This is a genomic window from Streptomyces sp. NPDC058872 (assembly GCF_042743065.1).
Classification (GTDB): Bacteria; Actinomycetota; Actinomycetes; order Streptomycetales; family Streptomycetaceae; genus Streptomyces.
Window position 1 is genome coordinate 1,335 of record NZ_JBHYMK010000021.1, and the last position, 19,500, is coordinate 20,834.

Below are 19,500 nucleotides of genomic sequence, written 5' to 3' on the forward strand. Positions count from 1 at the left end.
GGCCCGACGCCTTCATCCGGGTCGCCGCCCCCGGCCCCGCAAACAACCCCCCCCCCCGCGCCGGCCCCGCGCCCCCAACCCGCCCCCCGCCGCCACGTCCTTACGGAAGCCAGCCCTGCTGGACCGCGCGCACCCCCGCTTCGAAGCGGCTGCGCGCGCCCAGGCGTTCCATCAACAGGGTCGCGGTCCGCCGGGCCGTCCGGTGGGAGACCCCGAGGCGCTTGGCGATCGCCTCGTCCGTGAGGCCGCTCGCGAGGAGCCGCAGGGTCGTCGCCTCGGTGCCGGTCAGCTCGCCGGCCTCCTCGCGCACCGGCTCGCCCAACGGCTGGGCACCGGCCCAGACCGTCTCGAAGAGCGCGCAGAGCGCGGTGACCGTCCCCTGGCCGGTGATCACCACCGCGCCGGCGGCCGAATCGTCACTGCTCACCGGCATGACCGCGGTCCTCCGGTCGACGATGATCAGTCGCACGGGCAGCGTGGGGACCGTGCGGGCCTGCCGGCCGAGGCCACCCAACCACTCCGCGTACTCCATGGTCTGCGGACTGTTGCGGATGCTGTCCAGGTAGACCGTCCGCATGCGGATGCCGCGTTCGAGCAGCGCCCGGTCCAGCGGACGGGAGGCCTCCAGGTTCTCCGGGGACTGCGCGCCGTCCGGAGCGAAGACCATGACTTCTTCCTGGACCTGCCGGTGGAGCGAACCGAGGCGGTCGCGGATCTCGTCCAGGCCGAGCAGGTGCTCGACCCCGGCCTCCGGCGCCTGTGGTCGGAGCTCGGTGTACTCCGCGATCAGCTGGGCGGCGGCGGCCCGGCTCTCCTCCACCCGCTGCTGCTGGGCGAGCAGGTCGGCCTGCTGCCGGGCGAGCAGCAGCTCCATGCCGACGTCCGGACTCACCGCCCGCAGGACGCCGGGGGATTCGTACGAGGTGCGCGCGAGGCCGATCTCGCTGAGCCGGTCGAGAGCCCCGCGGACGGCTTCTTCGGTGATCCCGAGCCGCGACGTGAGCGCGACGACCCCATCACCCGGATGCGCCAGCATGGCGCGGTAAACGGACTCGGTGTCTTGGTCCAGTCCCAACTGTGTGAGCATTCCAGAGGCCCCCCTCATGTGATCGATCACGGAAATCGTCGCATGCAAGACTTGATCTTGCTCAAGTGAGCGGGCGGGTTGGCCCCTTCCGGCCAAGGATGAAAGGGGCCAGCAGGAGTTGTCGCCGCAGCCCGTCCGAGCTGGGCACCCTTGACCGCATGTACCTGATCCACGCCCAACTCGTGCTACCGAAGGACTCGTTGATTCCGGACGGCGTCGCGCCCGAGGCGCTCCGCCTCGCCCTTCCCGAAGAGCGCGTCGAGCACGTATCCCTCCACCCCAAGGGGCCCCGGGGCCCCGTCCTCGGCGTCTACCTGCTGGCGGAGTCGCTGGCCCAGGCGGAGGAGCGGACGGCATCGCTCTGCGAGCGACTGCTGGCCCGTCACCCCGGACTCGCGGGCTGGTCGATGAGGAGGGCCGAGGCCGCCTTCCTGGCCCCATTGGGCCATGGCCTTTTGGGTCCACCCGTCAGGCCTACCAGTGGCCCCGTGCAGCGAGCAGAGTAGGACGTGCCGAAGGGGCGAGGAGCTCCGGAGGCAACCACCGGCCCCCACCACCGCGGGGTGCGAGGCCGGATCCACCTGCACGTGCCGTACCACCGGCCCACTCCGAAAGGCGCCTCGCCATGATCAGCACCCGTATCGCCCGGACCACCGCGGTTCTCGTCTGCGCCCTCGCCGCCCTCCTCCTGCCCTCGGCCGTGACGGCATCCGCCCAGGAGCACGCCGTGAGCACCGGAGCGACGGCCCAGCCCCTCGGCGACACCGTCGCCGTCGCCGCCGACTTCGGCTGGCAGTAGGTCGACGCGAGACCGTCACCCGGTCGAGATGGCGTCGAGCTGGGCCCTCAGGTATCCGTGGGACTCGATGCCGTGGATCGTGGTGCCGGGGGTGCACTCGTAGAAGTACACCAGCGACATCAGCTCCTCCGCGGGCACGTCGGCCGGCGGCGGTAGCACCCGGTGGCGTCCCGACCGCCATCGTCCCCCGGTCCAGCCCGCCATCAGGTCTCCGATGTTGACGGTGAAGGCGTCCGGATCGTACGGGGCGTCCTGCCAGCCCCCGGCGTCGGTGAAGACCTGGAGCCCGCCCTTGCCGACCTCCCGGTCGAGGACGGTGACCGTGCCGAAGTCCGTGTGCGGGCCGATCCGGAACTGGCCCGGCTCCGGAGTGCCCGTTCGCTCCCGCCCCGGATACCAATTGACGTTGAAGCCGAACGTGGGGTGCCCGGTGTGCCGGGTGAAGAAGTCCCGCTCTTCGCCGAGCGCCACCCCGAGCAGGTCGAGGACCCGGTCCGAGAGCTCCCTCATCCCGGCCAGGTACGCCTCCACCAGCGGCCTCAGCTCGGGCATCTCGACGGGCCAGGTGTTCGGCAGGAACCACTCGGAGTCCACCGTCGGGTCCCCGGTCGGCTCCTCCGCCGCGAAGGACAGCGATTCCTTCAGGTCCGGCGGGGTCGCCGTGCCCTCCGCGTACCCGTTCGCCTCCGCGCCCGGCCCGAGCCACCCCCGTCCGCCGACCCGCACCGCGTACCGCTCCTTGGCGGACGCCGGCAGGTGGAAGAACCGCCGTGCCACGGACCGGATCTCCGCCCGCAGTCCCGGGTCGACCCCGTGACCGCTGACCAGGAGGAACCCGGCCTCGCGCAGGGCGCGGTCGACGGCGGGCAGCTGAGGGGCGGGATCCCCGTCGAGGTCGATGACCGGGAGGCTCGCTTCACTCATCCCCGATGTCCTCGTTCCACAGGTCCGGGCGGGCCGTGACGAACGCGCGCATCAGGCGGGTGCACTCGGGGTCGTCGAGGACCACGACCTCGACCCCGTGTTCCGCGAGCCAGTCGTGTCCGCCGTGGAAGGTCTCCGCCTCGCCGACGACCACCCGCGAGATGCCGAACTGTCGGACGAGACCGGAGCAGTACCAGCACGGCGAGAGGGTCGTCACCATCGTCGTCCCCCGGTACGAGCGCTGCCGGCCCGCCGCCCGGAAGGCGTCGGTCTCCGCGTGCGCCGAGGGGTCCCCGTCCTGCACGCGCCGGTTGTGTCCGCGCCCGAGCAGTGTTCCGTCCGCCCCGTACAGGGCGGCCCCGATCGGAATCCCGCCCTCGTCGAGCCCGGCCCGCGCCTCGTCGACCGCGGTGCCGAGCCATCTCCGTGCCAGTTCCTGGTCCATGGGGGAAACCTTCCCCGGAGGATCCGGACCGTCACGCCCGGCGCCGTCCCCCTTCCGTGGGGAAGGGGGACGGCCGCGAACGTGCCCTTGCCGTGCGCGGTGAGGATCAGCCCCCGCTCGCGCAGGACCTGGGCTGCGCGCCCGGACCGTCCATCGGTCCTGCCGATCGGCACCATCGGCAGGACGCCCCACTGGGCCGTGGACCGGCTCGGGGCCCGTTCGTAGCGTCGGAGGCATGAGAAACGAGACCAGGGGAACCGTCGAACTGACCCTCGCCATGGTGCTCTCCGGCACCCTCGGCGTCTTCGTCGTCGAGTCGGGGGCGTCGCCCTTCGAGGTGGTGTTCTTCCGCTGCCTCTTCGGGGCCGTCGCGCTCGGTGCGTACGGCCTGGCGCGGGGGTTCTTCACCGGACACGGGTTCACCCGGGGGAAGCTGGGGCTGGCCGCGCTCGGCGGGGTGTTCATCGTCTTCAACTGGGTCTTCCTCTTCGAGGCGTACCGGGCCGCCTCGATCTCCCTCGCCACCGTCGTCTACCACACGCAGCCGTTCTTCCTGGTGCTGCTCGGGGCGTTGTTCCTGCGGGAGCGGATCTCCGCGGGGAAGCTCGGCTGGCTGGTGCTCGCCTTCGCCGGGCTCGTCCTGGTCTCCGGCGTGCGGCCCGGGGACACCGCCACCCTCGCCGGGCTCGGGTGTGCGCTCGCCGCCGCCGTGCTCTACGCCCTCGCCACCTTCGTCACCAAGCGGATCACCGGAGTGCGCCCCCACCTCGTGGCCTTCGTGCAGGTGCTCGTGGGCATCCCGCTGCTGCTGCCGTTCGTCGACTTCGGCGCAGCCGCCGGGCTGGGGGGCGGGTGGTGGTGGCTCGTGGGCCTCGGCTTCCTGCACACCGGGGTGATGTACGTGCTGATGTACGCGGCCTACAACAAACTGCCCACCGCCAAGATCGCCGTGCTCGCCTTCGTCTACCCGGCCGTCGCCATGGGGGTCGACTGGGCGGTCTACGGGCACCACATCGGGCTCGTCCAGGCGCTCGGCGTCCCGCTGATCGTCCTCGCCGGGCTGAAGGTCACCCGTGCTGCTCGGACACCAGGCGCCGGGCCTGTTCCACGAACAGCCGGACGTGCGGCGGAAGCCGCTTCCCCCGCCGCCACGCGAGCTGGGTGAAGAGGGTGAAGGGGGCTTCCCAGGGCAGCGGGAGCAGCGTTCCGGCCCGCAGCTCCTCCGCGACCGCCACCCGGGGGAGCAGCGCCACCCCGAGGCCCGCGGCGACGCCCCGCTTCGTCGCCTCGATCGTGCCGAACTCCACGAAGGGCGGCGCCCACGCGCGCAGCTCCGCCTCGAAGAGGTCGCGGTACGGGCAGCCGGGCTCGGTGCCCACCAGTTGCGCCCCGGCCAGGTCGGCGCCGGTCAGCTCGGTGCGCCCCACCAGGGGGTGGCCCGGTCCGGCCACCAGGACCAGCGGTTCGGGCGCGAGGACCTCCGACTCCAGGCCCTCGTGCTCGGTGTCCGGCTCCATCAGGAAACCGACGTCGTAGGTCCCCCGGCGCAGCGCGCGTCGGGTCTCGTCGCCGAGGGTGGGCCGCAGCGCGAGCCGGACCTTCGGGTAGCGGTGGTGGAAGTACTCCAGGAGCGGCGGCAGCCGGTAGGAGGTGAGGGACTCCATCGTGCCGACGGCGATCGCCCCCGACGGTTCCTCGGCGCCGGTGACCGCGGTGCGGGCCTCTTCGGCCAGCTCGGCCATCCGGCGGGCGTACGGCAGGAGCTGCTCCCCGGCCCCGGTGAGTCGGATGCGGCTGCCGAGGCGCTCGAAGAGCTCCACGCCGAGCGAGGACTCCAGGGCGCGGATCTGGCCGGTGACGCTGGACTGGGCGTATCCCAGTTCGGCGGCGGCCCGGGTGAAGGAGAGGACGTCGGCCACCTTCTCGAAGGTGGCCAGGAGCCGCAGCTCCATCAGGCCTCGGTGTCCTCGCCTCGGTCGCGCTTCTTCAGCTCCTCTTCGCGGCGGCGCAGGTCGGCCTCCCAGTCCTTGAGGAGCGACTCGTCCTTCTTGTTCTCCTCGCGGAGGGACTTCAGGAACTCCGGGTTGTCGTCCGGGGCCACCCACTCGTTCCGGTGGTTGCGGTGCCACTCGGAGGGCGTACGGCCGCCGGCGGGCGTGCGGCGCGTCTTGCCGGCGACGAACCAGACGATCGGGCCCACGATCCAGAACAGCAGGATGATGATGACCCAGACCACCTTGGGCAGGTGCCTGACCTCGTCCTCGGGGGTGTTGAGGCAGTCGATCAGCGTGTAGATGACCAGCGCCAGCGGCAGGATGAACATCAATGCCCTGAGCATGTGGGACGGCCCCCTGGGAGTGAGCGCGGGCCGTTCAGTGCGGCCCCGGTGACGGGTCCAGCGTAGCCGGTGACGGATACTGGCCCCTATGGCTTACGACGATCTCCGCTCGCTGCTCAGGGCCCTGGAACGCGAAGGCGACCTCAAGCGCATCAAGGCCGAAGTCGACCCGTACCTGGAGGTCGGGGAGATCGTCGACCGGGTGAACAAGGCGGGAGGCCCGGCGCTGCTCTTCGAGAACGTGAAGGGCTCCGCCATGCCGCTCGCGATGAACGTGTTCGGCACGGACCGTCGACTCCTCAAGGCGCTCGGCCTGAAGTCGTACGCAGAGATCAGCGAGAAGATCGGCGGGCTGCTCAAGCCGGAGCTGCCGCACGGCTTCGTCGGGGTCCGCGAGGCCTTCGGGAAGCTGGGCTCGATGATCCACGTGCCGCCGAAGAAGGTGAAGCCGGAGAGCGCCCCCGTCCAGGAGGTGGTGCTCACCGGCGACGAGGTCGACCTGGACGCGCTGCCGGCGCTCTTCACCTGGCCGAAGGACGGCGGCTCCTTCTTCAACCTGGGGCTGACCCACACCAAGCACCCGGAGACCGGTGTGCGGAACCTGGGCCTGTACCGGCTCCAGCGCCACGACAAGCGCACCATCGGCATGCACTGGCAGATCCACAAGGACAGCCGCAACCACTACGCGGTGGCGGCGGAGCGGGGCGAGCGGCTGCCGGTCGCGATCGCCTTCGGGTGCCCGCCGGCCGTCACGTACGCCTCGACGGCGCCGCTGCCCGGTGACATCGACGAGTACCTCTTCGCCGGTTTCGTGCAGGGCAAGCGGATCGAGATGGTCGACTGCAAGACCGTGCCGCTCCAGGTCCCCGCCCAGGCCGAGGTGGTGGTCGAGGGCTGGCTGGAGCCGGGCGAGATGCTGCCGGAGGGGCCCTTCGGCGACCACACCGGCTTCTACACCCCGCAGGAGCCGTTCCCGGCGCTGAAGATCGACTGCATCACGATGCGGAAGCGCCCGCTGCTCCAGTCGATCGTGGTCGGTCGGCCGCCGACCGAGGACGGGCCGCTGGGGCGGGCGACGGAGCGCTTCTTCCTGCCCCTGCTGAAGATCATCGTGCCGGACATCGTCGACTACCACCTGCCCGAGTCCGGCGGCTTCCACAACTGCGCGATCGTCTCGATCGACAAGAAGTACCCGAAGCACGCGCAGAAGGTCATGCACGCCATCTGGGGTGCGCACATGATGTCGCTGACGAAGCTGATCGTCGTGGTCGACAAGGACTGTGACGTCCACGACCTGCACGAGGTGTCCTGGCGGGCCCTCGGGAACACCGACTACTCCCGCGACCTCACCGTCGTCGAGGGGCCGGTGGACCATCTGGACCACGCCTCCTACCAGCAGTTCTGGGGCGGCAAGGCGGGCATCGACGCGACGAAGAAGCTGCCCGAGGAGGGCTACACCCGTGACGGCGGCTGGCCGGACATGGTGGAGTCCGACCCGGCGACGGCGGCCCTGGTGGACCGCCGTTGGAAGGAGTACGGGCTGTGACCACGGCCGCGGTGCCCGGTGCCCAGCCGGGACGGACGAAGGCCTTCCTGCGCCTGGTGATGATCGAGCACTCGGTCTTCGCCCTGCCCTTCGCGTACATCGCCTCGCTCACCGCGATGTATCAGACGGACCGGAACATCCACTGGTGGACGCTGTTCCTGGTGACCGTGTGCATGGTGGGGCTGCGGACCTTCGCCATGGCGTGCAACCGGATCATCGACCGCGAGATCGACGCCCGCAATCCGCGCACCGCGAACCGGGAGCTGGTGACGGGCGCGGTGTCGGTGCGGTCGGCGTGGACCGGTGCCGGGGTGGCCGTGGCGGTCTTCCTGGGCGCCGCGGCGCTGCTCAACCCGCTCTGCCTGGCGCTCGCGCCGCTCGCCGTCATCCCGATGGTCGTCTACCCGTACGGCAAGCGGTTCACCAACTTCCCGCACGCGATCCTGGGCCTCGCCCAGTCGATCGGCCCCATCGGCGCCTGGCTCGCGGTGACCGGTGAGTGGTCCTGGGACGCCGTGGTCCTGGGGCTCGCGGTGGGCATCTGGATCGGCGGCTTCGACCTCATCTTCGCCTGCCAGGACGTGCAGGCGGACCGCGCCCAGGGCGTCATGTCGGTCCCGGCCCGCTTCGGCGTGCCGGCCGCGCTGTGGGGCGCCCGTGCCTCGGCGGTCGTGACGACGGGGCTGCTCGTCTGGTACGCCCTGCTGACGGACGCCGGCCTCTTCTTCTGGGGCGGCCTGGTGATCGTCGCGGTCGCCTTCTGCTACGAGCACACCATCGTGAAGCCGCACGACCTGTCCCGTCTGAACAGGGCCTTCTTCACGACGAACGGTTTCATCGGGATCAGTCTGTTCGTGTGCGCGCTGCTCGACCTGCTGGTCCGAGGACTCACTCCGTAGCACTGGCGGATAGGGTCGACGGCATGAACGACGGCAAGCGCACCCCCTGGATCGTGGGCGTATCGGGGGCCTCGGGCACGCCGTACGCCGCCGCCGTGCTGAGGGGCCTGCTCGCCGCGGGCGAGAGCGTCGACCTCGTCGTGTCACGGGCCTCGCGGCTGACGCTGCTCGACGAGACGGGCCTCTCCTTCCGGGACGCGCACTGGCGCGAGGACCTCACGACCTGGCTGGCGCGGGGGGCGGACGGGAAGCCGGACGCCTTCGACGTCTCCGGTGCGCTGGACGACGTGCGGTACTGGGCGGCCGGGGACCTGGCCGCGGGGCCGTCCTCCGGTTCGTACCCGGCGAAGGGGATGCTGGTGGTGCCGGCCTCGACCGCGGCGGTGGCGGGAGTGGCACTGGGGCTCTCGAAGGACCTGCTGCAGCGGGTCGCGAGCGTGACCCTGAAGGAACGCCGTCCGCTGGTGGTCGCGGTGCGGGAGACGCCGCTGAACGGGCAGACGCTCAAGCACATGGTGGCGCTGGACGAGGCGGGCGCCGTGGTGCTGCCCGCCTCTCCTGCGTTCTACGCGGGGGCGACGCACATCCAGGATCTGGTGGACTTCGTCGCCGGGCGGGTGCTGGACGCGGCGGGAGTGCCGCACCAGCTGTACCGCCGGTGGGAAGGAGAGCTGGGTGCGGCCCTCCCCGCTGGTTAGCGCTTCTCGGCGCGCTTCTTCGGGGCGCGCTTCGAGGCTGCGGTCGGCTGGTGGGCACGCGAGCGGCTGGCCAGGTCCTGCAGCTCGCGCATGCGTGCGTAGGCCATCTCGATCGTGTACACGGTGAACACCACTCCTGAAAGATCGTCTTTGATCAGCTGAAAGATTCACAGGGCGTCGACCCCTGTGTACCTTAGATTCTATACCTAAACTCGCGGTACCGCTGAACAATGGAAGGTTTTTCCCTATGGACGCCGTGGACAGGCAGCTCATCCAGGCTCTGCGTGAGAACGGCCGTGCCTCGTACGCCGAGCTCGGCCGGCTCGTCGGGCTCTCCGGCCCCTCCGTCACCGACCGCATCAACCGCCTGGAGGCCGCCGGGGTCATCACCGGGTACCGCGCGACCGTCGACGCCGCCTCGCTCGGCCTCGGCGTCACCGCCCTCATCGGCATCTCCCTCTCCGACGCCGCCGACCACGAGGACGTGGCCCGCCGTCTGAAGGACCTGGCCGAGATCGAGGACTGCTGGTTCATCGCCGGCGACGACTCCTTCATGCTCAAGGTGCGCGCGAACGACGTCGACGGCCTGGAGAAGACGATCCGCAGGCTCTCCGGCACCAAGGGCGTCTCCCGGACCCGCACGACGATCGTGCTCTCCACGAAGTGGGAGAACCGGGTGGGCGAGCTGCCCGAGGAGGAGTGACCCGGAGCGGCGACGGTGGTGCCCTCCGCCGGAACGGCGGGGAGTACGGTGGGTGGAGCCTGATTTCGTAGACATGGGAGGCGGCCGGATGGACGCGGGGCTCAAGCGGGAGCTGGAGCAGAAGGTGCTCGCCGGTGAGCGGCTGAGCCGTGAGGACGGCATCGCCCTCTACGACTCCGACGACCTCGCCTGGCTCGGTGGGCTGGCCCACGAGGTCCGGACCCGCAAGAACGGCGACGTGGTCCACTTCAACGTCAACCGGCACCTGAACATGACCAACGTCTGCACCGCCTCCTGCGCCTACTGCTCCTTCCAGCGCAAGCCGGGCGAGAAGGACGCGTACACCATGCGCATCGAGGAGGCCGTGCGCCTCGCGAAGGCGATGGAGAACGAGAACCTCACCGAGCTCCACATCGTCAACGGGCTCCACCCCAACCTGCCCTGGCGCTATTACCCGCGCTCGCTCTCCGAGCTGAAGAAGGCGCTGCCGAACGTCTCCCTCAAGGCGTTCACGGCCACCGAGATCCACCACTTCGAGACGATCTCCGGCCTCTCCGCCTCCGAGATCCTCGACGAGCTGATCGAGGCCGGTCTGGAGTCCCTGACCGGCGGCGGCGCCGAGATCTTCGACTGGGAGGTCCGGCAGCACATCGTGGACCACCGCACCCATTGGGAGGACTGGTCCCGGATCCACCGCCTGGCCCACGAGAAGGGGCTCAAGACCCCCTCGACCATGCTGTACGGGCACATCGAGGAGCCCCGCCACCGGGTGGACCACGTGCTGCGGCTGCGCGAGCTCCAGGACGAGACCGGCGGTTTCCAGGTCTTCATCCCGCTGCGCTACCAGCACGACTTCGTGGACATGCAGGACGGCAAGATCCGCAACAAGCTCCAGGCGCGGACCACGATGGCGACGGGTGCCGAGGCCCTGAAGACCTTCGCGGTCTCCCGGCTGCTCTTCGACAACGTGCCGCACGTCAAGGTCTTCTGGGTGATGCACGGCGTCCAGACCGCGCAGCTCGCGCTCCAGCACGGTGCCGACGACATGGACGGCTCGGTGGTCGAGTACAAGATCACCCACGATGCCGACAACTACGGCACGCCGAACAAGCTCAGCCGCGACGACCTGCTCGAACTGATCCGGGACGCGGGCTTCCGTCCGGTCGAGCGGAACACCCGGTACGAGGTCATCCGCGAGTACCCGGGTCCGGACGCGGGACTGCGGGAGTCGCCGCAGCCGATGCGGGTCTGAGACGGGTTGTGCCGAAGGGCCGGCGGGGGCGTCCCGCCGGCCCTTCGGCGTGCCCGGCCGGTGCCCCTCCGCCGGTCCTCCCGGGTCATGCCAGGGTGAGCAGCATGACGATGTCGTCGCGGTCGTCGCCGGGGGCGACCCGGATCGCGCGGGGGACGCGGCCGACTTCCGCGTAGCCGGCCTTGGCGTAGAAGCCGTCGAGGCCGGTGCCGCCGCGGCAGGACAGGCGGACCGCTTCGATCCCCTCGAAGCCCTCGGAGGTGCGGGCGGCGCGTTCGACCGCCGCCATCAGGTCGAGTCCGCATCCCCGTCCCTGGTGGCGGGGGTGGACCATCACGGTGTAGAGCCACACCCAGTGCCTCATCAGCGGGTGGGCGTTGAAGGCGAAGAAGGCGGTGGCGGCGACCCCGCCCGCCTCGTCCCGGCCGACGAGGAGGCGCATCTCGTCACCGGCCATCGCCACGAGGTGCTTGAGCAGTGCGGGACGGATCTCGTCCGGGGTCACCGGGGGGACGAAGCCGACGGAGCCGCCCGCGTTGGAGACGTCGGCCCAGAGGGCGAGCACCTCGTCGCGCAGGGCCCGGTCGACCGCCGGATCCATCTCGAATGTAAGAGTCACAAATAGACCCTACCTATTACATCGAGGGGGCTCAAGAGGGCCGGCTCGGGTGGGTCCCCCGCCCCGTGTTTCACTGGAGGGGCCCTCGTCCCGCAGGGAAGCTTCGGGATCTTTCGGAACGGAAGACTGGACTGACATGCTCCGCTACACGCTGATGCGGCTCGGGATCTTCGCCGGGTGCTTCTTCGCCCTGTGGGGTCTCGTCTACGTCGGTGCGCTGCCGCGCGGTCTGGGCGATTCGAACCTGCTCTGGGTCCTCGTCCTCGCCATCGTCGTCTCCGCCCCGCTCAGCTTCGTCCTGCTGCGCAAGCAGCGCGACGCGATGAGCGTCGAGATCGTGGGGAAGGTCGACCGCGCCAAGGGGCGGCTGGACGCGAACAGGTCCCAGGAGGACGCGCTGTAGCGCCGCACCCCCGGCGGCGGATCGCCGCGGAGGGGCGCCGAGGGGCGCGCAAGGCCGGATGAGGCCTGCGTAAGGTTCCTCACACCTCACACCCCGGGTAGAGCCTTCCAAGGCTCCGGCCTGGGGTGTTCTGCGTTTCGGAGGCGAAAAGGCCGCTGCTCATCTCAAAGCATGGCTTTGAGGTTCTCAAAGTTCAAGTGTTAACGTGATCGACGTGAAGACCACAGCGCGCCCCCGTCATGCCATGAGCACCCCGCTCGTGGCGCGCCTGTACGTCGACCTCCGCCTCCCCCGAACGCTTCGCCGCGCTCGTGCAGGGGGGACACCCGGTGTGTCCGCGGTCTGTTGCCGCGCGCTCTGACCCGGCATCATGCAGCGGCCCGCGCCCGAGCGCGTGCGTGCCGCACCCCGTCCCCGTATTCCCTGATACGCACCCGTGGAGTGTGCCCGTGTCCGCGTCCGCCACCGCGACCGAGAACGAGTCCAAGTCCCCGTCCCGGATACCCAAGGTCCCCTTCTGGGCCCAGATCATCGCCGGTCTGGTCCTCGGCGCCCTGCTCGGCTGGATCGCCCGCAGCCAGGACGTCGACTGGCTCAAGGAGACCCTCGGTCAGATCGGCGACATCTTCGTCCAGCTGCTCAAGCTGGCCGTCGCCCCGCTCGTCTTCTTCGCCGTCCTCGTCTCGATCACCAACCTGCGGAAGGTGAACAACGCCGCCCGGCTCGCCACCCGCACCCTGCTCTGGTTCATGATCACCTCCCTGATCGCGGTCGGCATCGGCCTCGCGATCGGCCTGATCACCAACCCGGGCGCCGGCACCGGCCTCACCCCGCAGGACGGCAAGCTGCCCAAGCGCGAGGGCTCCTGGATCGACTTCCTCACCGGGATCGTCCCGACCGACGTCATCACGCCCTTCACCGAGCTGAACGTCCTCCAGATCGTCTTCATGGCCGCCGTCGCCGGTGTCGCCGCCCTCAAGCTCGGCGACCGGGCCAAGCCGATCCTCACCCTCTCCGAGTCGGTCCTGGAGCTCCTCCAGAAGGCCCTGTGGTGGGTCATCCGCCTCGCCCCGCTCGGCACCGTCGGCCTCATCGGCTTCGCCATCGCCGACTACGGCTGGGACCTGATCGGCAAGTACGCCACCTTCACCGCCGACGTCTACATCGGCTGCGCCCTGGTCCTCTTCGGCGTCTACCCGCTGCTGCTCGCCACGGTCGCCAAGGTCAACCCGCTCCGGTTCTTCCAGGGCGCCTGGCCGGCCATCCAGCTGGCCTTCGTCTCCCGCTCTTCGGTCGGCACCATGCCGGTCACCCAGAAGGTCACCGAGCGCCTCGGCGTCCCGAAGGAGTACGCCTCCTTCGCCGTCCCGTTCGGCGCCACCACCAAGATGGACGGCTGCGCCGCGATCTACCCGGCGCTCGCCGCCATCTTCATCGCCCAGATCTTCGACGTGCAGCTCGGCATCGGCGACTACCTGCTGATCGCCTTCGTCTCGGTCATCGGCTCGGCGGCCACCGCCGGCCTCACCGGTGCGACGGTCATGCTCACCCTGACCCTCTCCACCCTGGGCCTCCCGCTGGAGGGCGTCGGTCTGCTCATGGCGATCGACCCGGTCCTGGACATGATGCGCACGGCCACCAACGTGGCGGGCCAGGCCCTGGTCCCGGTGATCGTCTCCGCCCGGGAGAAGATCCTCGACCTCGCCGCGTACGAGAACGCCTCGCCGTCCCCGCTCGACGAGCTGGTCGATGAGGCCGGGGCGGAGCGGGAGGCCGCGGTCACGGCCGCAGCCTGATCCACCGCCCACCGCGCGTGCCCCGGACCACCCGGTCCGGGGCACGCGCGCGTCCGGGGGTCGGCGCGGACGCTTTGTAGGCTTGCGGCGGGAGTGCTCGGGGACTTCCCGGGGCGATCCCCCGCGGCGCCCGGGCTGCGCGGCAGGCGGGAGGGGTGGCCGACGTGGGCGGGGCGAAGGGGCGGCGGCTGCCGCGGGCGGTGCGGGAACGGCAGATGCTGGACGCGGCCGTGCGGAGCTTCGCGCGGCACGGGTACCAGACGGCGTCGATGGACGAGATCGCCGAGCTGGCGGGGGTGTCGAAGCCGCTGGTGTACCTCTATCTGAACTCCAAGGAGGAGCTGTTCACCTCCGTCATCCGGCGGGAGGCCGCGGCGCTGCTCGATGCCGTGGCCGCCGGGGTGGAGGGGTGCGGACACCCGCCCGACGAGCGGCTCTGGGCGGGCCTGCTGGCGTTCTTCTCGCACGCCGCCGAACACCCGGACGCCTGGGTGGTGTTGAGCCGGCAGGCCCGGACGCAGGGGGAGCCCTTCGCCGGAGAGGTGGCGCGGATGCGGGACGAGATCGTGGCCTTCGTGGCGGGGCTGATCGGAGAGGCCGCCCGGGAGGCGGAGGGGGGCGCGGTCGTCACCGGACGGGACGTGGAGGCGCTCGCGCAGGCCCTGGTCGGATCGGCCGAGTCCTTGGCCAGCTGGGCGAACGAGACGCCCGGGGTGACGGCGAAGGAGGCGGCGGCGACCCTGATGAACTTCGCCTGGGGCGGACTCGGGAACCTCATGAAAAGCGAGCGCTGGTCTCCCCGTTGAGGCTTACCGCACAGTAAGGTTACCGGCTAGTTAAGGCACCGTAGGGCTCAACGCACCGACGCACGACCTCAGTTCATCGTGAAGACCGAGGAGCCGCACGTGTCCGTCGTCACCGCCGCATCCGAGATCGAGCCGATCGAGCCGCAGAAAGTGCTGGTGGACGGGCAGGTCAGGGAGGTGTCCATGCCCCCGCTCGTGCCCCGGGTGGTCCGTGGTTCGCTCGCCGACCTGCCGTACGACAACGCCCGACAGGACCCCGAGGCCGCCCTCTTCTCCCGGAAGGGGACCGACGGGGAGTGGCACGACGTCACCGCCGCCCGCTTCGCCGCCGAGGTGCACTCCGTCGCCAAGGGCCTCATCGCCCACGGACTGCGCCCCGGCGACCGGCTCGCACTGATGGCCCGCACCACCTACGAGTGGACCCTGCTCGACTTCGCCGCCTGGGCCGCCGGACTCGTCACCGTCCCCGTCTATCCCACGTCCTCCGCCTTCCAGACCCGCTGGATCCTTCAGGACTCCGGCGCCGCCGCCTGCGTCGTCGAGGACCCGCAGCAGGCGCGGATCGTCTCGGCCGAGCGACGGCAGCTGCCCGGGCTCGCCCACCTCTGGGTGATCGGAGCCGGTGCCGTCGACCAGCTCCGCCGGGCGGGCGCGCGGGTCGCCGACGAAACGGTCACCGCCCGCCGGGGGCTGCTCACCCCGGAGACCCTCGCCACCCTCATCTACACCTCGGGCACCACCGGCCGCCCCAAGGGCTGCGCCCTCACCCACGCCAACTTCTTCGCCGAGGTCGACAACGCGGTCCGGCTCCTCCACCCCGTCTTCGTGTCGGAGAGCGAGGAGCCCGCCGCCACCCTCCTCTTCCTGCCGCTCTCCCACGTCTTCGGGCGGATGGTCGCCATCGGCTGTGTCCGTGCCCGGGTCCGGGTCGGACACGCCCCCTCGATCGAGGGCGACGAGCTCCTCGCGGACCTGGTGGGCTTCCGGCCCACCTTCCTGCTCGCCATCCCGTACGTCCTGGAGAAGGTCTTCAACACCGCCCGCGCCACCGCCGAACGCGGCGGCAGGGCCGCCGCCTTCGACCGGGCCGTACGGATCGCCCGCCGCTACGGGCAGGAGGACTCGCCCTCGCTCGCGCTGCGGACCGCGCGGGCGCTGTACGACCCGCTCGTCTACCGGCGCATCCGCAAGGCGCTCGGCGGTCGGATCGCCCATGTGATCTGCGGCGGATCTCCGCTCGGCGCCCCCCTCGCCGAGTTCTTCGCGGGCGCCGGCGTCGAGGTCTTCGAGGGGTACGGCCTCACCGAGACCACCGCCGCCTCGACGGTCACCCCGCCGCGCCGGCCGCGGACCGGCACCGTGGGGTGGCCGCTGCCGGGCACCGCCGTGCGGATCGCCGACGACGGCGAGGTCTGGTTGAAGGGCGGCCACGTCTTCGCCGGCTACTGGGACGCCCAGCGCGGGGCGGCCCTGCCGCACACGGACAACGGCTGGTTCCCCACCGGGGACCTGGGGTCGCTCGACGCGGACGGCTATCTGCGCATCACCGGACGGAAGAAGGACATCCTCATCACCTCGGCGGGCAAGAACGTGGCCCCTGCCCCGCTGGAGGACTGGCTGCGCGCCCATCCGCTGGTCGCCCAGTGCATGGTGCTGGGCGACGACCGCCCGTACGTCACGGCCCTGATCACCCTGGACCACGAGGGCGTGACGCACTGGCGGCGGATGCGGCACAAGGAGCACCTGGCCTTCTGGGAACTGGCCCGGGACGAAGAGCTGTTGGCCGCGCTCCAGCGGGGGGTCGACGACGCCAACCGACTGGTCTCGCGGGCCGAGTCGATCCGTGACTTCCGTGTCCTGACCGGAGAGTTCTCCGAGGCGTCCGGCCATCTGACGCCCTCGCTGAAGCTCAAGCGGCGGGCGGTCCTGCGGGACTTCGCCCGGGAGGTCGAGGAGATGTACGACACCGGGCACGCGTAGTCCTCAGGGCCAGAGGAGTTCGCGGACCCAGCCGTCCGCGGTGCGGCGGTAGCGGAGGCGGACGTGGCGGCGGCGGGCGTCGCCCTGGAAGAACTCGACCTCGACCGGCTCCACCAGGTACAGGGTCCAACCGGGGGCCGGAGCGTCCGGTTCGGCCTCGGCCCGCCGCCAGGCCGCCGTGCTCGCCTCCGCGAGGGTCCCGGTGGAGTCGAGGACCTCGCTCTGCCGTCCCACGAGCGCGGCGGCGAGGGCGCCGGTGGTGCGGGCGTGGAGGTCCTCGTGCGCCTCCTCGGGGGTGCCGGTGGTGACGTGGCCCCGGACCCGGACCTGACGGCCCTGCACCGGCCAGTAGAAGCCGAGCGCGGCCTCCGGGCGGGCGGCGAGCTGGCGGCCCTTGGCGCTGGTGGCGTGGGAGGCGAAGTGCCAGCCGCGCGCGTCGGCGTCGTGCAGCATCACGGTGCGGACGTCGGGCCTGCCGTCCTCGTCCGCGGTGGCGAGGGAGGGGGTGTGCGGCTCGCTCTGGCCGGCCGCGACCGCCGCGGTGAACCAGGTGTGGAAGAGGGGGAGCGGCTCGGGCGGGGCGGTGGCCGGGTCGAAGTCGGGCAGCTCGGTGTCCCAGACCCGGAGGGAGCGCAGGGCGCGGTGGAAGTCGTTCATGCGCCCACGGTAGGGCGCGGGGCGGTGCCGGTGTCGGTCGGCGCCTCGTGGTCGTCGATCGGGATCGCGCGTGCCGCCGCCTGGATGTCGTTGCGGATCTTCTTCGCGATGAGGCCCTTCCAGGGGGTCTTCGGCAGCATCCGCACCATGAACATGCGCAGGGCGATCTTCCACGTGGTGTCGAGGGTCATCTCTTTGACGAAGGCCTCGGCCATCCGCTGGTTCTGCTCCACTCCGGGCCGCAGCCGCTGCTCGTAGCGGGCGAAGGCCGTGGCGTGGTCGTCGCGGTGTCGGGCCAGCTCGCCGGCCAGGACGTACGCGCCGGTGAGGGCGAGGCCGGTGCCCTGTCCGGAGGCGGGGGAGGCGCAGTGGGCGGCGTCGCCGAGGAGGACGACCCGGCCCTTCGACCAGCGGTCCATCTCGACGAGGGAGATCGAGTCGAAGAAGAAGTCGGTGGCGTCGGCCGCGTGCCCGAGGAGCCGGGGGACCTCCCAGCCGTCGCCCGCGAAGGCCTCGGCGAGCAGGCGCTTCTGGGCGGCGGAGTCGCGGTGGTCGTGGGGGATTTCCTCGGGGGAGGAGAAGACGAGGAGGTTCTTGGCCTCGGTTTCGCCGGCCGAGCTGTAGACGCAGACCAGTTTCCCGGGGAGCGCGTGGTAGGTCTCCCAGCGGTCCAGTCCCAGGTGGTTGGGGGCGGTGAAGAGGGAGACGTACGCGCCGAGGTGGCGGGTGAACCGCTCCTCGGGGCCGAAGACGAGCCGTCGGGTGGTCGAGTGGAGCCCGTCGGCGCCGACGACCAGGTCGAAGCGGCGGACGGTGCCGGACGCGAAGGTGACGGTGATGCCGTCGGAGTCCTCCGCGAGGGCGGCGATCGAGTCGTCGAAGAGGTACTCGACGTCCTCGCGGGTCCGGTCGTGCAGGATGCGGGCGAGTTCGCCGCGCATGATCTCGTCGTCGCCCTCGACGCGTCCGCCGAAGATCTCGGCGGGCAGTTCGCCGATGGTGCGGCCGGCGTCGTCGACGTACGAGCCGCCGCGCATGTCCGTGGAGCGGGCGCGGACCTCGTCGAGGACGCCCATCCGCCGGCAGACCTCGATCGCGGTGCCCCGGAGGTCCACCTTGTATCCGCCGGTGCGCAGCTCGGGGGCGCGTTCGACGACGGTGGGGGCGAAGCCGTAGCGGTGCAGCCAGAGGGCGAGGGCGGGGCCGGCGATCGAGGTGCCGGAGATCAGGACGGTCGGGGCGGGCTTCGGATCGCTGTGCACGGCGGGACTCCTCGTGGGGTGTCTGCGGGGCGGCGTGCTGCCCGCGGACAGGACTATACGAGCGTCATATACGTTTGTCTATGACGCTCGTATAGATCTCTTGTGGGGTCAGGAGCGCCCCAGCACCACCGTCCCCGAGGAGCAGAACCAGCCCCCCGTCCCCGAGGCCACCGCCACCTCCGGCAACGAGCCGTCCGGGCGCCGCACCTGGAGTCCGGGGGCCTCGCCGCGCAACTGTCGGACCGCCTCCACCAGCAGGAACAGCCCCCGCATCCCCGGGTGGCAGGCCGAGAGGCCGCCGCCGTCCGTGTTCACCGGCAGCCGGTCCTCCTCGACGAAGGCGCCGCCCTCCCCCTTCGCGCAGAAGCCCAGGTCCTCCAGGGTCGCCAGGGTCATGTAGGTGAAGGCGTCGTAGACCTCGGCGACGTCGACGTCGGCGGGGCGGACGCCGGCCCGCTCGAAGGCCAGTCGGCCGCTGACGGCCGCCGGGGAGACCGTGAAGTCCTCCCACTCGGACATCGTGGCGTGCGAGGCGTGCTCGCCCGTGCCGAGCACCCAGACCGGGGCCGTGCGGCAGTCCTGGACGTACTCCTCGGCCACCAGCAGCACCGCGCAGCCGCCGTCGCTGCGGATGCAGCAGTGCAGGGTGGTGAACGGGTCCGCGATCATCGGTCCGCCCAGCACGTCGTCGACGGTGATCGGCTTGCGGAACATCGCCTCCGGGTTCAGTGCCGCGTTCGCCCGCGCCCGGACGGCCACCGTGGCGAGCTGCTCCGGGGTCGTGCCGTACTCGTGCATGTGGCGCCGGGCCGCCATCGCGTACTTGGCGATCAGGGTGTGCCCGTACGGGACCTCGAACTGCAAGGGGCCGCGCGCGCCGAAGGAGAGGTTCCCGGTGCGCCGCCCGGCCCGGATGTCGGCGCGCGCGGTGGAGCCGTACACCAGCAGCACCGCGTTGGCGTGTCCGGCGGCGATCGCGTCGACCGCGTGCGCGGCCATGACCTCCCAGGTGGCGCCGCCGACCGAGGTCGAGTCCATCCAGCGGGGGCGCAGGCCGAGGTATTCGGCGACCTCGACCGGGGCGAGCACGCCGAGGCCGGCGGAGGCGAGCCCGTCGACGAGCGAGCGGTCGAGGCCGCTGTCCGCGAGGGCGCGCCGGGCGGCCTGGGCGTGCAGGGCGTAGGGGGTGGCCTCGTCGACCCGGCCGCAGTCGGAGAGCGAGACGCCGACGGCGGCGACGCGGCGGGAGCTGCGCATGGTGGTGGACATGAATCTGACGGTACATC

The 19,500-nt window shown here is 71.2% G+C and carries 22 protein-coding genes; 12 read left to right on the forward strand and 10 right to left on the reverse strand.

Annotation, left to right across the window (positions count from 1 at the left end):
• Positions 1–100: 100 nt before the first annotated feature.
• Complete coding sequence (locus tag ACFW22_RS15775) at positions 101–1,087, reverse strand: LuxR C-terminal-related transcriptional regulator (protein WP_386403802.1); 987 nt, start codon at positions 1,085–1,087, stop codon at positions 101–103.
• Positions 1,088–1,245: 158 nt separating this feature from the next.
• On the opposite strand from ACFW22_RS15775, the gene ACFW22_RS15780 reads away from it, so the two are divergent.
• Positions 1,246–1,593, forward strand: coding sequence for a hypothetical protein (locus ACFW22_RS15780; RefSeq protein WP_386403804.1), 348 nt, complete (start codon positions 1,246–1,248; stop codon positions 1,591–1,593).
• Positions 1,594–1,712: 119 nt separating this feature from the next.
• Positions 1,713–1,886 carry a hypothetical protein gene (locus ACFW22_RS15785; protein WP_386403807.1) on the forward strand — a complete coding sequence of 58 codons (174 nt, stop codon included), beginning with the start codon at positions 1,713–1,715 and terminating at the stop codon, positions 1,884–1,886.
• Positions 1,887–1,901: 15 nt separating this feature from the next.
• Here ACFW22_RS15785 and ACFW22_RS15790 read toward each other — a convergent pair whose 3' ends face one another.
• Entirely contained in the window at positions 1,902–2,810 is a 909-nt protein-coding gene (locus tag ACFW22_RS15790) for an isopenicillin N synthase family dioxygenase (RefSeq protein WP_386403810.1), read from the reverse strand.
• Positions 2,803–3,255: a nucleoside deaminase gene (locus ACFW22_RS15795; RefSeq protein WP_386403813.1), complete on the reverse strand. Its 453-nt coding sequence runs from the start codon at positions 3,253–3,255 to the stop codon at positions 2,803–2,805. The genes ACFW22_RS15790 and ACFW22_RS15795 overlap by 8 nt, the downstream gene beginning before the upstream one ends.
• Before the next feature lie 235 nt (positions 3,256–3,490).
• Here ACFW22_RS15795 and ACFW22_RS15800 point away from each other — a divergent pair, with 235 nt between their 5' ends.
• Positions 3,491–4,420 carry a DMT family transporter gene (locus ACFW22_RS15800; RefSeq protein WP_386403816.1) on the forward strand — a complete coding sequence of 310 codons (930 nt, stop codon included), beginning with the start codon at positions 3,491–3,493 and terminating at the stop codon, positions 4,418–4,420.
• On the opposite strand, the gene ACFW22_RS15805 is transcribed toward ACFW22_RS15800, so the two are convergent.
• The gene (locus tag ACFW22_RS15805) at positions 4,323–5,207 is read right to left on the reverse strand and encodes a LysR family transcriptional regulator (RefSeq protein WP_386403819.1); all 885 of its coding nucleotides are present in this window, start codon (positions 5,205–5,207) and stop codon (positions 4,323–4,325) included. The genes ACFW22_RS15800 and ACFW22_RS15805 overlap by 98 nt on opposite strands.
• Positions 5,207–5,593 (reverse strand): PLD nuclease N-terminal domain-containing protein, encoded by a 387-nt coding sequence (locus ACFW22_RS15810; protein ID WP_386403822.1) that lies wholly within the window; start codon positions 5,591–5,593, stop codon positions 5,207–5,209. The genes ACFW22_RS15805 and ACFW22_RS15810 overlap by 1 nt, the downstream gene beginning before the upstream one ends.
• Before the next feature lie 88 nt (positions 5,594–5,681).
• On the opposite strand from ACFW22_RS15810, the gene ACFW22_RS15815 reads away from it, so the two are divergent.
• From ACFW22_RS15815 to ACFW22_RS15825, 3 genes are read left to right on the forward strand one after another with little or no spacing between them, the layout of a single operon-like run.
• Positions 5,682–7,139, forward strand: a complete 1,458-nt coding sequence (locus ACFW22_RS15815; RefSeq protein ID WP_386403825.1) for a menaquinone biosynthesis decarboxylase — start codon at positions 5,682–5,684, stop codon at positions 7,137–7,139.
• On the forward strand, positions 7,136–8,038 hold the full coding sequence (mqnP, locus tag ACFW22_RS15820; RefSeq protein ID WP_386403828.1) for a menaquinone biosynthesis prenyltransferase MqnP: 903 nt from the start codon (positions 7,136–7,138) through the stop codon (positions 8,036–8,038). The genes ACFW22_RS15815 and mqnP overlap by 4 nt, the downstream gene beginning before the upstream one ends.
• A 23-nt stretch (positions 8,039–8,061) precedes the next feature.
• On the forward strand, positions 8,062–8,736 hold the full coding sequence (locus ACFW22_RS15825) for a UbiX family flavin prenyltransferase (protein ID WP_384876710.1): 675 nt from the start codon (positions 8,062–8,064) through the stop codon (positions 8,734–8,736).
• On the opposite strand, the gene ACFW22_RS15830 is transcribed toward ACFW22_RS15825, so the two are convergent.
• Entirely contained in the window at positions 8,733–8,870 is a 138-nt protein-coding gene (locus tag ACFW22_RS15830; RefSeq protein WP_386403831.1) for a hypothetical protein, read from the reverse strand. The two genes, ACFW22_RS15825 and ACFW22_RS15830, sit on opposite strands and share 4 nt — an antisense overlap.
• A gap of 113 nt (positions 8,871–8,983) precedes the next feature.
• On the opposite strand from ACFW22_RS15830, the gene ACFW22_RS15835 reads away from it, so the two are divergent.
• Together ACFW22_RS15835 and mqnE are read left to right on the forward strand one after the other, a co-directional pair.
• Positions 8,984–9,439, forward strand: coding sequence for an Lrp/AsnC family transcriptional regulator (locus ACFW22_RS15835; RefSeq protein ID WP_386403834.1), 456 nt, complete (start codon positions 8,984–8,986; stop codon positions 9,437–9,439).
• An 88-nt stretch (positions 9,440–9,527) separates the two neighbouring features.
• Positions 9,528–10,691, forward strand: coding sequence for an aminofutalosine synthase MqnE (mqnE, locus tag ACFW22_RS15840; protein WP_386403837.1), 1,164 nt, complete (start codon positions 9,528–9,530; stop codon positions 10,689–10,691).
• Positions 10,692–10,776: 85 nt separating this feature from the next.
• On the opposite strand, the gene ACFW22_RS15845 is transcribed toward mqnE, so the two are convergent.
• Positions 10,777–11,310 (reverse strand): GNAT family N-acetyltransferase, encoded by a 534-nt coding sequence (locus ACFW22_RS15845; protein WP_386403840.1) that lies wholly within the window; start codon positions 11,308–11,310, stop codon positions 10,777–10,779.
• Positions 11,311–11,446: 136 nt separating this feature from the next.
• On the opposite strand from ACFW22_RS15845, the gene ACFW22_RS15850 reads away from it, so the two are divergent.
• From ACFW22_RS15850 to ACFW22_RS15865, 4 genes are all read left to right on the forward strand, one after another.
• Positions 11,447–11,713 carry a DUF4229 domain-containing protein gene (locus ACFW22_RS15850; RefSeq protein WP_386403843.1) on the forward strand — a complete coding sequence of 89 codons (267 nt, stop codon included), beginning with the start codon at positions 11,447–11,449 and terminating at the stop codon, positions 11,711–11,713.
• A 449-nt stretch (positions 11,714–12,162) separates the two neighbouring features.
• Positions 12,163–13,509, forward strand: a complete 1,347-nt coding sequence (locus ACFW22_RS15855; RefSeq protein WP_386403846.1) for a dicarboxylate/amino acid:cation symporter — start codon at positions 12,163–12,165, stop codon at positions 13,507–13,509.
• Between the two features lie 164 nt (positions 13,510–13,673).
• On the forward strand, positions 13,674–14,315 hold the full coding sequence (locus ACFW22_RS15860) for a TetR/AcrR family transcriptional regulator (protein ID WP_386404085.1): 642 nt from the start codon (positions 13,674–13,676) through the stop codon (positions 14,313–14,315).
• A 183-nt stretch (positions 14,316–14,498) separates the two neighbouring features.
• Positions 14,499–16,295 carry an AMP-dependent synthetase/ligase gene (locus ACFW22_RS15865; RefSeq protein WP_386404088.1) on the forward strand — a complete coding sequence of 599 codons (1,797 nt, stop codon included), beginning with the start codon at positions 14,499–14,501 and terminating at the stop codon, positions 16,293–16,295.
• Positions 16,296–16,298: 3 nt separating this feature from the next.
• On the opposite strand, the gene ACFW22_RS15870 is transcribed toward ACFW22_RS15865, so the two are convergent.
• The 3 genes from ACFW22_RS15870 to ACFW22_RS15880 all read right to left on the reverse strand — a co-directional run bounded on the left by ACFW22_RS15870 (position 16,299) and on the right by ACFW22_RS15880 (position 19,483).
• Positions 16,299–16,952: a pyridoxal 5'-phosphate synthase gene (locus tag ACFW22_RS15870; RefSeq protein WP_386403849.1), complete on the reverse strand. Its 654-nt coding sequence runs from the start codon at positions 16,950–16,952 to the stop codon at positions 16,299–16,301.
• On the reverse strand, positions 16,949–18,214 hold the full coding sequence (locus ACFW22_RS15875; protein WP_386403852.1) for an FAD-dependent monooxygenase: 1,266 nt from the start codon (positions 18,212–18,214) through the stop codon (positions 16,949–16,951). The genes ACFW22_RS15870 and ACFW22_RS15875 overlap by 4 nt, the downstream gene beginning before the upstream one ends.
• Before the next feature lie 108 nt (positions 18,215–18,322).
• Positions 18,323–19,483 (reverse strand): acetyl-CoA acetyltransferase, encoded by a 1,161-nt coding sequence (locus tag ACFW22_RS15880; protein ID WP_386403855.1) that lies wholly within the window; start codon positions 19,481–19,483, stop codon positions 18,323–18,325.
• Positions 19,484–19,500: the final 17 nt, after the last annotated feature.